The following is an 11,736-nucleotide window of genomic DNA, read 5'->3' as shown; positions in this document are numbered from 1 at the left end:
GTAAGCGCTCAATAAACCCCATCTAATAATTTCGTCGCGGTAGATTTACTCTTCAGTTTTAAGCTGAGGAGTCGTCCATGAACACAATCAACAAAACACAATTCTGGCAAGACCACGTCTCTGCTTGGCAAGGCAGCAACCTATCTCAAGCTGCGTATTGCAAGCAGCATGAGATCAAGTTTCACAACTTTGCTTATTGGCGTAATCGGCTGAGCCCCGCAAAAGAACCGGCTGCGAAATTAATGAAGCTGGGCGGTATGCCGACCTCATCTCGTATGATCATGAATTTGCCGCTGGGCGTTCGATTGGAATTATCCGCCAACGATTTGCCTGTTGTCTTGCCCGTGGTACTACATATCCTGCGGGAGTCGAACTGATGCTGCGGCCGACCTCCCATGTTGAGGTCTATTTGTACATGGCTCCGGTGGATATGCGCAAGTCCATCAACGGATTGGCCGCGCTGGTTGAAACCGAGCTGGCGCTCTCGCCGATGATGGAGGTGCTATTTGTATTTTGTAATCGTGGCCGGGATAAAATCAAACTTCTGTATTGGGAGCGAAACGGTTTTGTGGTCTGGTATAAGCGCCTAGAAAAGCAGCGCTTTAAATGGCCTCGCCAATGCGAATCCGGCTATGAATTACGCGATGGTCGCGACTTAAACTTTTTGCTTGATGGCTTGGATATTTGGCGCAATAAACCGCATGAAACCTTGTATTTTGATTCGGTTAGCTGACTCACTTTTGATATAATACACAGCATGACACCGCCTCCCACCAACACACTTCCCGATGATATTTCTGCACTCAAAGCTTTGCTGTTTGAGAAAGAACTTCGCCTCAATGAGAAGGATAAACGCATCTCGTTACTCGAAGAGCAAGTGCGTTTACTCAGGCATAAACGCTTTGCGGCCAGTAGCGAGAAGTCGGACGAACAGGCCGAGCTGTTTAATGAAGCCGAAGCGGCTGAGCCTGCTTCTGAAGACGACCTTAGCGAAAACACGGATGACGCCGAAACCGAAACGATCCAATACGAGCGTCGCAAATCTCGTGGTCGTAAATCGTTGCCTGCTGACTTGCCTCGCGTCCGTATCGAACATGACCTGTCTGATGTAGAGAAAGTCTGTGACTGCGGTTGTGCGCTAACGCATATTGGCGAAGACACCAGCGAGCAGTTGGATATCATTCCCGCAACCGTCCAAGTCTTAGTACACGCCCGACTGAAATACGCCTGCAAAGCGTGTGAGTCGACAGTATGTACCGCCGCATTACCCGCACAGCCCATTCCAAAGAGCAATGCGAGCCCAGGCCTACTGGCGTATATCGCTACCGCGAAATACCAAGATGCGCTGCCGCTGCACCGCCAAGAAGCCATCTTCAAACGGATGGAAATTGATATCCCCCGCAACACCCTCGCGAATTGGATGATGCGCAGCGGCGAATTGATCGCGCCACTCATCACCCAGCTTGATCACGAGCTTCGCCGAGGCAAAATCATCCAGTGCGACGAAACGCCGCTTCAGGTATTAAACGAACCGGACAGGCCCGCGAGTAGCCAATCGTATATGTGGGTCAGGCGTAGTGGCGCCCCAGATCACCCCATCGTGTTGTATGACTATGCGCCGAGTCGCGCTGGCAGCGTGGCGAAGAACTTACTCACGGGTTTTAGTGGTTATCTGCAAACCGATGACTATGCAGGCTACCATGCCGTCGGCCGCCAAGAAGATATTAGCCATGTGGGGTGCTGGGCACACGCACGCCGTAAATTCATTGATGCCCAAAAGGCGGCTATCTCCAAAGACAAAAAGACTACCCGCACCGGCAAGGCCGATGTGGCCATTAACTATATTGCCAAGCTGTATGCTATCGAAAAGCAGGCGAAGGACGCGAGCAGCGAAGCCCGTCACCAGCTGCGACAAGACAAAAGCGTTCCGATCCTCAATGCCCTTAGGGAGTGGTTGGACAAAACTTTACACAGTACCTTGCCCAAAGGCCTGCTGGGTACCGCACTGGGTTATCTCAATAAAAATTGGGAAAAGTTGATTCGATACACGGAAGATGGTGACGTGAATATTGATAACAACCTTGCCGAGAATGCCATCCGGCCTTTTGTTATAGGTCGCAAGAACTGGCTGTTTAGCGCAACGCCTAGAGGTGCTCATACCAGCGCCGCTATTTATAGTTTAATCGAAACGGCAAAAGCCAATGGCCTTGAGCCTTACGTGTATTTGTGCAAAGTCTTTAATCAATTACCAAGTATGACAACAACCGAAGAATTACAGGCATTGTTGCCGTGGGCAAACGCCTAATACAGAAAAGTAGCAGGAAGGCAGTCGCCTTCTTGGCAACGCCATCCAATCCCTTGCTGCCCCTCATCCTTGAGATTACCTTCCATGCTGTAGACTCATCCAGAGCCTGTAGAAAACTATAGGTGCATTATCTGAGTTTGCAAATAATTAATTGGGCGGGGTTTGTTGAGCGCTTACCAAAATAATCCACCAGCATGCGGATTCAAGTAATAGAATATCTGTATAAAAGGACGATACGCTATCGTAACCTTGCCTTTTGAGGGTAGCCGTTCTCCTTTGCCAAATTGGTTCATTGGAAAGGTGCGAATAGTCCTTTTTTATAGCTGTATCGATATCTTGCAGCTTAAGTAATTTGGTTGAACGTTCAAGGTAGCTATTTGCAAACTTGAAAACACGAGAAAAAACTTCGTCAGGTATCAATAAAGTTTTGGGCTTGCCTATTCTGTGTTTACGTACTCCCGCCAAGATATAGGCACTAGAATCGGGCCATGGATGCGGAAAACTTTGTTCAGTCTTAGTCATACATTGATGTAAGTATTCAACAGCTCTAAGATACATAGTGATCATTTGAGCGCTTAATCGCTTTCCCTTGTATGAATTTCTAGTTTTTAAATGATTTACATACTGGATAGTTACTAAGGGGGTGATGTTGGAAGTGTTGCGAATATTTTGAGACGCAAGATAATTTAGAAGGACTTGTAAAGTTTTATATTTAACAACAATAGTGCTGCCTCGGTGGCCAGATTGTATATCAATTTTTGCACAGTGTTTAGCTACGTCCACATAGCATTCTGGTACCTTATTAAAATTAAGCTGTCTTCGGTATGGTTTGGAAGACTTTGGAAACCAGCTCTCAGGTAAAGTCCATTCCATATCATGATAATCCGACAGAACTATATAGGTCCCATTTATAGTCTTTTGCAAGGTTACAATTCCGGTGTAAGGCGTACCGTCATTGATTGCTTGAGATAGTCTCAGGTTGCTTGAGTCAGCTGCTGCCTTAGATATTACGTCACCGAATTTGTATTGCATTATTTACCCATCCTAAGCATGGTTAAATCCTTCCAATAAGGGTGCCTCTTTAATTTTGCGTTTTTCTTTATGCGAGAGATTTCCTTAGCATTAAATTGTTGCGCAATGTCATTGTCGATAATTTCCCGGATATGGCGAAAGTGTCGCTTCCAGCTCTTCGCGTTTGTGATATTTCGATCTTCTATTATTGCCCAGTAAAAGCTAAATAGTTTGTGCAGGTCGTCTTTTGTCACGACAAAGCTTTTGCATCGAAAGCATGCTAATATTTCGGTGCAGTGATTCCCGTTTTGGGGTGCTAGGTGGCCATTCGTAGTGTCTGCGCACAGTGCGATTGGTGTAGGGCTTTCTTGTCTTTTTTCGTTGCTTTCAAGTATATCTTTAACGCGGATTTCGCCCATCATTCGAAAGTTCCTCTCAGCATCTGCTGGAGGCTCCCAGTAATGTTTGTTTGCAGTTCGTACTGAATGGTGGCCGTATTTGGCTGCAACTAATGGGTCGCCGCCAGATAGTTCATAGATTCGGTTTGCGAAGGTTTTCCTTATGCGTGATATATTGACTGTTAACGGGTTACCGTCATCGTCAACTAAGAAGCTGTTTCTCTCAACTAATTTTTTATACATTCGATTGAGCATTACGCTACAAAGTGCAGAAGGGGCATTGTTATAACTAACGCTTGATTCAAATACAAATAGCAAATTTGGGTCAGAATATTTCTGGCGAACATCTCTATTTCGGCTAATAATTAATTGGATAATTTCCATCACATCAAATTGTATTGGTTTCATGAGAACAAGTTCTTCGGTTTTTTTGAGTGAAGTTAGATGTGTATTGGCGCCTCTGCGCTTAAAAGTAACCAGAATCATTCGGTCTTCTTTAAGCGGGTGTGGTACGAGGCAGTCCGCAGGCAATTCTAAAAGTGGAGTAGGGTTGGATCCTGTTCTTATGGCTATTGCTAATAGGCAAACTGATGTCTCATAAGAATTCAAAGCGCTGTTGCCTTCTAGGATGTGACAAATTTCTTTGCGAATAGCAGTGTTAAGTCGCCTGTATTCCGGTTTGGAAAAGGGGCGCTTACCTCGTTGCCGCTTGTTGGAATTCGGGTACGGGTTGTCGGGAAATAGTTCTTTTGGATTCTCGATATGAGGTAAGAACCCATTATTGTAGCACATCATTAAAACGGATTTCATTGCCGAGTATCGGTTCCTTCTCGTGACATACCCGAGATCAGTTTGCCCTAAAAAAGTTATAAAATTCTCGGTGATATCTCTGTTGATATCCGCCCATATAATCTCGCGATTGAAAATTTCAGATAGCGTCTGTAAAAAATTTATCCATAAATCAGTGGTTGTCGAGTAATATGACACTATCGATCTAATTGACAATGTCTTTTGCCCACTGTTGACAGAGTCGGATACTGCTTTTTGAAAGACTCCGTGCAAGCCGAATATTATTGTGTTTAGACCTAGCCCTAGGAAATTTTCAAAGGGTAGGTTTCTTATCGAGGTGGCACTATTTTTTGGTAAAACGATGTTTAAATTACTTTTTTTAACTGGGTTTTTATTTGTGGTATTGCTTCGGTTTTCTAAAAAAGAAGAGTCCACCTTAAAGTTTTTTCCTGTTTTTCTGTGTTTTTTTAGGCTATTTATTTTTTTTTTCTCTTTCTTTTTTATTCATTACTTACACCGCAATTAGCATTGTGTCGATTTCACGCTGGTACTCATTGAGAACAATGTCAGCTATGTCGTCGATGAAGTGCAAATAACGTTCGGTGGTTGTGATGCTCGAGTGACCCAATCTATCTCTGACATACATCAAGGGATTGAAGCTAAGGTTGGGCTGGCGTTGCAAAGCATAAAGGGTGTGCGTTGCATAGGTATGCCTTAAAATATGCGGAAAAATATCAAAGGGCAATCCTAGCTTGTTTAGTCTGGCATTGAGGGTATTGGATTTAGTGCTGTAAGGTTTACCATTCTCGTTAAGGAAGAGCTCATTGTATTGATCCTCTCTTAGCGCGGATAAAATAGGACGTTCATGTATGATGTACTGCCACAGATCTTCCATAAGTGATTTTGGAACATGAATGGAGCGCTCGTGACTTCCTTTAGTTGACATTTCTTTTGGGGAGATTGTTACAATATAAAACCCATTTACAGGATATCTTCTAGGGTCAATAACATAGCTTTTAGGAAACGTCAGAAGTTCTTCTTTGCGTAAGCCTGTGGCCAGTCCTAATCTTATCATCAGCTTGAATCTGGAGTCTTTAATCGCCATTAAAAGCATTTCAACTTGGCTGGAGCTGAGCACCTTTATTGTGGTTTTTCTCGTCTTTAAAAGAACGTCGGCTGTAGATCGGTTGCCGCCAGATCTATCAGTATGTGCTAAGAATGATTTTGGCTGCCTTACTGTAATTGTTTCCACTGAATAAGGAAGTTCAGATACCCATCCTTGGTGGGCGGCGTATTGGTAAAACTTGATAATGAGTCTGAGTCGTCTATTTACAGTAGATTCAGCTAAATTAAATTTGGTAAGTGATGCATCTCTGTACACAGCAATTATGTGACCATCACCCCTGGTGTTCACCGCGCGCCAATCTAGGTTATTTGCGTCGATGAAAGCAAAGAAATCGTAAAAATCACGCCCATATGTTATCCATGAGTTTTTACTAGCAACTCGCCCCCGCTGTATGCAGTGGTAGAGTAAAAAATCTAAGCCCTCTCTGAAAGTGGTCATATTTTCGTGAAGCAATATAGGGAAGCCATTATATGAATAATTTCCGACTTTAAATTCATCTGAGGTAAAGATTAATTTCATCCGTTTATTTCCATCATGTATAGGCCAGTTGCTCTGATATTCCCTGAATCGCGCAACTGTATTTATGGAAAGTAGTATAGTGTGGAGTTGCGGTCAATATATGGTAAGCTTTTATGTCACAGGAAACACTTGTGTACCATCGTGTTGGTGGCAGCAGAATAATAAATAGTACGCGAAGGTCGCGATGATGAGAGTAGTGGAATGGATCGCAAGGCGACCTTAATTGGCCCAGATGGCCAGCCGACGTTTGGTGTGTTTGAGCATGGCGTGACGCATATTAATCATTTGGATTACGAATTGCGCTCGCCAATGGATCGCAAATTGGGCGGTCTTGCTAAGCGTTTCAAATTTAATCAATTTCAATTCCTTGCCTTGGTAAGCCCGCAACTCATTGTGGGTGTCGCGATTGTCGACTTGAAGTTGGTGAGTAATGCCTTCGTCTATTTATATGATCCGCACACAAAGGCCTTTGATGAGTACAGTTTTCTACAGCCCTTAGCTCGTCATACCGAAATAGACCTGCGGCCAGAAGATGGCTCGGCGTATTTTTGCAGCGGCAAGAATACCATTTCAATTGAGGTAAAAAGCGGGCGGCGGCAGCTTAGGGTGTCGCTGCAATCCGGCGTGCAGATTAGCGCAGATATTGACGAGTCCAGTGCGGCGCCGCTGGCAATGTGCAGCCGTGCCGGATATCAGGGCTGGGTGTACACCCGTAAAACCGCAGCCATGTTCTGTGAGGGCAGTGTCGCATGGGCTGGTAAAAGTTATGACTTGCGCGGGATCAAGGCGCTGGCCTCCGTCGACTGGACGGCGGGCTATATGCGCGGCGAAACCTTTTGGAACTGGGGAAGTATGTCGGCCACCTTGGTAGATGGCCGACGATTGGGGATGAATCTCGCCGCCGGTGTGAATGAAACCGGTTTTACTGAGAATGCACTGTGGCTGGACGGTCGGCTGATAAAAGTCGATATGGTGAATTTTCAGTTTGAGCGCTATCAGCCCGATAGTCCGTGGCGTATGCAGTCTGCCGACGGTATTGTTGATCTGCAATTTACGCCTATGGGGCAGCGCAAAGAGAAAATTAACGCGCTGCTTATAGCCTCTAATTTTACCCAGCACTTCGGCGTGTTTGAGGGTGAGATACGCCTAGATGATGAGCGAATTGCTATCGAGAAGTGTTGGGGTTTTGCCGAGGATCACTACGCTCGCTGGTAGCTAAAACATAAAATCAGAGAAATGGTTGGTAGGTTTTGATGACTATCTACTTGCGCATTTTCCCTTATGTTGGGGCTTTGCGGCGATGGGCTTTAATAGCGGCTGACTGCCTTTTCGGCAGAAATTAAAAATCGAAAATAAAATAACGACATTATTAAAAGGTGGCGACGGTATGGTGTTAGCGATGCGTGGGCGGATGTTGCTCGGTGGTGTGATGTTGGCGACATTGTCAGCATGTGGTGGTGGAAGTGGCGGCGTTGCCGAAGCGATAGATAACGACGACCTGCAAGTGACGGCTATAGAGAGTTCGGTGTCTGACGCCCTTAGCGTCGGCGAGCCGATAGAAGGGCAATATATTGTTTTGCTCAATAAATTAGAAATTCCACTACTGTCGCTATTGCCACTGGGTGATGTAATCAACGATTTGCTCGGCAATGTTGGTGGTGTTCTGCTGGGTAGTTTTGAACACGTGCTGCGCGGTTTTGTCGCCGAGCTTACTCCAGAGGCCGCGGCGCTATTGGCGCAAAACCCCTTGGTGTCATTGGTGGAACAAGACCGCACGGTCGCCATTGCCGCTACGCAAAACGGCGCGACCTGGGGTTTAGATAGAATTGACCAGCCTAGCCTGCCTTTGGATGGCAGCTATCAATACGGTAATGATGGCAGCGGCGTGCATATTTATATCGTCGATACTGGATTGCGTACCAGTCATCAAGAGTTTAGCGGCCGAGTTGGTAGTGGCCGGAATTTTGTGTCTAGCGGGTTTTTATTTGGCAGCGTCGATCCTGCCAATGTCGATGACTGCAATGGTCACGGTACCCACGTAGCGGGCACTGCGGCGGGCAGCACATGGGGTGTAGCAAAAGCCGCAACTGTGCATCCGGTTCGGGTATTGGGCTGTGGCGGTTCCGGTAGTAACTCTGCAGTTATTGCCGGTATAGATTGGTTGGCGGGGAATCATATTAAGCCCGCCGTCGCGAATTTAAGTTTGGGTGGCAGCGCGAGTGCGGCCTTAGACCAAGCTGTTCGGGCGGCAATTTCGGCAGGTGTTACCTTTGTGGTGGCGGCGGGTAATGACAATATCGACGCCTGCTCCGGTTCGCCTAACCGCGTTGCGGAAGCGATTACCGTGGGTGCGACAACGTCCAGCGACAGCCGTGCCTCGTATTCAAACAAAGGTGTCTGTGTCGATATTTTTGCACCGGGTTCGGGAATTACCTCGGCGTGGTACCAAAGCAATAGCGACACCGCTGTGTTAAACGGCACCTCAATGGCCTCGCCACATGTTGCCGGCGCTGCGGCATTAATTTTGGGACAAAACCCTGCGGCGAGTCCCGCTAGCGTGGCGGTACAGTTGCTTGGTGACGGGGTGGCGGGCAAGTTAAGCAGTATTGGCAGCGGATCACCAAACTTATTGTTGCAGGTGTCGGAGTCCGATGACGGTACACCTCGTGACTTTCCACCTAGTGCCTCATTTACTTATAGTTGCGCAGATTTGATTTGCAGTTTCGACGGATCTAATTCGCGTGATGACAACGGTATTGCAAGCTATCAATGGGACTTTGACGATGGCAGCACTGCAAACGGCGCGACGCCGAGCCATGAGTTTGATAGCTCGGGAACTTATACTGTGGCGTTGTCGGTAACAGATACGGCGGGCCAGAAAACAGTGGGCGTAAAAACTGTGAAGGTCACCTTGCCTGGCAGTGGTCCTTGCCCTGAGTGTGAGCAGACCAGTGGCACCTTGAGCGGCGCAAATGCTCAGCAATATACGCCTAACAGCGCAGGATTTAGCAGCAACGGCGGTCAGTTCCGTGGCTTCTTGGAAGGGCCAGACGGTGTTGATTTCGATTTGTATTTGGAAAAATTCGGCGGCTTCCTCTTCCAAAGCTGGTCGGTAGTGGCGGCGGGCGAATCGCTGAGCGCCGATGAAACGATTACGTATAATGGAAGTGCGGGTACATATCGCTGGCGGGTTAAGTCGTATAGCGGCAGTGGTGAGTTTGTGCTTTATACTGAAAATCCCTGATATTAATCATGATTTAATATCGGTTTTTATCAAAACGGCACATTTTTGGTGCCGTTTTTTTTGCCTTGATTTTGGTGCGAGGAGGGATGTGTTGGAGTCATGCGCTATTATAGGTATGTCTTGGGAGTTCGTATTTTCTGTGGCGTCGCGATGATCAGCTGTCAAAAATTAACAAGGCCGTGCACAAGATTGGTGTTGTCATTGACAACATAGTAAATTCGCTATTCAATGGGCTAATGACACTTTTGGTGCAAATAGTGTGTTTGCGCTAAATGAGTCGAACAACAATAATAATGACGCCAAAATTCGTAAAATTCCGGTAATCTGCCATTTTTAATATATTGCTTAATGTGCTTTTGTTCGATAGGTTACAAAAACATAACCTGCCATTACAGGTGTCTGCCGTTTAAGATACTTGGGTGAGCAAGGCGCCGTAGCGGTGATTTTGGGTCTAGGATTTTGATTAAACAGAACAGAAAAGGGATCGTCAGAATGAAACGATTGGTGCTATTGCTAAGTGTGATGCTGGTGGCGTGTAGTAATGATAACGCGCCTGATGTGAGTAGCGAAAAAGCGGCCGCAGATGCATTACAGGCTTTGCAGCATTCGACGGCGGCAGACGGCAAAGCGCTGTATGCAGCTTGCGCGGCCTGTCATGGCGCTGAGGGCGAAGGCAATGTGGCCTTAAACGCGCCGTCACTGGTCAATCAGCAAGATTGGTATTTAGAGCGCCAGCTACTAGGTTTTAGAAGTGGCTTACGCGGTAGCGACCCTAAAGATGGCTACGGCGCGCAAATGCAAGCTATCGCAAAAACCCTGCCTGACGACAATGCGGTTAAAGCGGTTGTTGCATATATCGCGAGTTTTAAAGCCAAGCCAGCGGCCAAAACGCTGGAGGGCAATATTAAACGCGGCGCAGATTATTACTCGAATTTGTGTGGTGCTTGCCACGGCCCCGCCGCAGAGGGCAATGACACGCTACAGGCGCCAGCCTTGGCCGGTGTTGAGGACTGGTATTTGCTGAAGCAGTTTAATCAGTTCCGCGATGGCCTACGCGGCGCAGATGAGTCAGACCGATATGGCTACCAAATGGGCATGATGGGTAAGACGCTGCCAGACGAGGAAATTACGAAAGACGTTATTGCTTATATTCAATCTTTGGCAGATTAACGATGCGGCAACGGATACGCCCACTGCTGTTGTGGGCAATGGGGCTTGTAATGACAGCGCCCGCGCTTGCCAATTCAAGCTCTGAGTGGCGCTTGAGTGAGGTGTGTCCGGCGGGCTTCCACCTTCGCGATGGAGGTTGTTATTTACAAAGTTTTTATAGCGGCTACAGCTCCCTGCAGCAATCCGGTGTTGGCGGTTTAAAAACCGGCATGCCGCCACTGCGTGAGGGCTTCACTGCCCAGCAAATTGATCTTGGTCGTTTACTGTTTTTTGACCCCCTGCTGTCGGTAGACGGCGATATGGCCTGTTCATCTTGCCATCAACCGGCGCGGGGGTTTAGTGATGGCTTGGCGGGGAGTATTGGCCGCCACGGTGAGGTGATGCATCGCTCTGCGCCCACTCTGTGGAATGTGGGATTTTTGCGGGAATTGTTTTGGGATGCAAGGGCGAAATCTTTAGAAGAGCAGATGCAGGGGCCGCTATTTTCTCAAGAAGAGATGGCAAATACGCCAGCTCAGCTGCTGAAGAGTTTGCAAGACAATGCCAATTATCGGGATTTATTTAATCAGGCTTTTGGTGGTGGCACGCTGAGCTTGGAACAGGTTTACACGGCTTTGACGGCCTTTCAGTCTTCACTGGTTTCTCTGGGTAGCCGCTACGATTTATACGCCAATGGCTTTCACGAAGTGCTAACTCAGCCAGAAATTGAGGGCATGAATGTATTTCGCTCCTTTGTGGCTCGCTGTGCCGAATGCCACACCCCGCCGGCGTTTACGAATCAGCAAATTGCAGTGATTGGTAGCCCTGAGCCCAAGGGGGCAGCTTTAGATATTGGGGTGGCGGCGATAACGGGGGACGCTTCTCAGCGTGGCGGTTTTAAAGTGCCTACCTTGCGCAATATAGAGTTAACCGCGCCGTATATGCACTCAGGTCGCTTTAAAACCCTGCGGGAAACCGTGGCCTTTTATACCGGTGGTCGTGGCCACGCTGTGCCAGAGGGTGAACATTTGAGCTTGCACTGGCATATCTGGGAGCCAAACCTGAGCGATCACGAATTGGATTTATTAGTGGCGTTTTTGAAGACCTTAACCGATCAAAGTTTTATGCCGGTTTTGCCGCGCAAAGTGCCCTCGGGTTTAGCGCCGGTGGCCACCGACATATTTACGCATTAACC

Annotated in this window: 10 protein-coding genes; 7 read left to right on the top strand and 3 right to left on the bottom strand. The window is 47.3% G+C overall.

Annotation, left to right across the window (positions count from 1 at the left end; genetic code table 11):
* The first annotated feature begins 77 nt into the window (after window positions 1-77).
* From tnpA to tnpC, 3 genes are read left to right on the top strand one after another with little or no spacing between them, the layout of a single operon-like run.
* On the top strand, window positions 78-377 hold the full coding sequence (gene tnpA, locus C0068_RS04955; RefSeq protein WP_103682445.1) for an IS66 family insertion sequence element accessory protein TnpA: 300 nt from the start codon (window positions 78-80) through the stop codon (window positions 375-377).
* A complete protein-coding gene (tnpB, locus tag C0068_RS04950; RefSeq protein ID WP_103682444.1) occupies window positions 377-733 on the top strand; it encodes an IS66 family insertion sequence element accessory protein TnpB in 357 nt (118 codons plus the stop codon). Before tnpA ends, tnpB begins: the two co-directional genes overlap by 1 nt.
* A gap of 24 nt (window positions 734-757) precedes the next feature.
* Complete coding sequence (gene tnpC / locus C0068_RS04945) at window positions 758-2,305, top strand: IS66 family transposase (protein WP_103682443.1); 1,548 nt, start codon at window positions 758-760, stop codon at window positions 2,303-2,305.
* A 147-nt stretch (window positions 2,306-2,452) separates the two neighbouring features.
* Here tnpC and C0068_RS04940 read toward each other — a convergent pair whose 3' ends face one another.
* From C0068_RS04940 to C0068_RS04925, 3 genes are all read right to left on the bottom strand, one after another.
* Window positions 2,453-3,337: a hypothetical protein gene (locus C0068_RS04940; protein WP_103683378.1), complete on the bottom strand. Its 885-nt coding sequence runs from the start codon at window positions 3,335-3,337 to the stop codon at window positions 2,453-2,455.
* Window positions 3,337-4,524 carry a hypothetical protein gene (locus C0068_RS04935; protein ID WP_103683377.1) on the bottom strand — a complete coding sequence of 396 codons (1,188 nt, stop codon included), beginning with the start codon at window positions 4,522-4,524 and terminating at the stop codon, window positions 3,337-3,339. Before C0068_RS04935 ends, C0068_RS04940 begins: the two co-directional genes overlap by 1 nt.
* Before the next feature lie 490 nt (window positions 4,525-5,014).
* Window positions 5,015-6,148, bottom strand: a complete 1,134-nt coding sequence (locus C0068_RS04925) for a tyrosine-type recombinase/integrase (RefSeq protein WP_103683375.1) — start codon at window positions 6,146-6,148, stop codon at window positions 5,015-5,017.
* A 201-nt stretch (window positions 6,149-6,349) separates the two neighbouring features.
* On the opposite strand from C0068_RS04925, the gene C0068_RS04920 reads away from it, so the two are divergent.
* The 4 genes from C0068_RS04920 (at window position 6,350) to C0068_RS04905 (ending at window position 11,734) form a co-directional block, all read left to right on the top strand.
* Complete coding sequence (locus C0068_RS04920; protein WP_103683374.1) at window positions 6,350-7,363, top strand: DUF2804 domain-containing protein; 1,014 nt, start codon at window positions 6,350-6,352, stop codon at window positions 7,361-7,363.
* Window positions 7,364-7,535: 172 nt separating this feature from the next.
* Window positions 7,536-9,392 (top strand): S8 family serine peptidase, encoded by a 1,857-nt coding sequence (locus C0068_RS04915; RefSeq protein ID WP_103683373.1) that lies wholly within the window; start codon window positions 7,536-7,538, stop codon window positions 9,390-9,392.
* Between the two features lie 492 nt (window positions 9,393-9,884).
* On the top strand, window positions 9,885-10,562 hold the full coding sequence (locus C0068_RS04910) for a c-type cytochrome (RefSeq protein ID WP_103683372.1): 678 nt from the start codon (window positions 9,885-9,887) through the stop codon (window positions 10,560-10,562).
* Window positions 10,563-10,612: 50 nt separating this feature from the next.
* Window positions 10,613-11,734: a cytochrome-c peroxidase gene (locus C0068_RS04905; protein ID WP_233208738.1), complete on the top strand. Its 1,122-nt coding sequence runs from the start codon at window positions 10,613-10,615 to the stop codon at window positions 11,732-11,734.
* The last annotated feature ends 2 nt before the right edge of the window (window positions 11,735-11,736 follow it).

It is taken from the genome of Zhongshania marina, from assembly GCF_002915595.1.
GTDB lineage: Bacteria > Pseudomonadota > Gammaproteobacteria > Pseudomonadales > Spongiibacteraceae > Spongiibacter > Spongiibacter marinus_B.
Note: the sequence above shows the minus strand (reverse complement) of the source record. Positions and strands in the feature narration are given on the sequence as shown.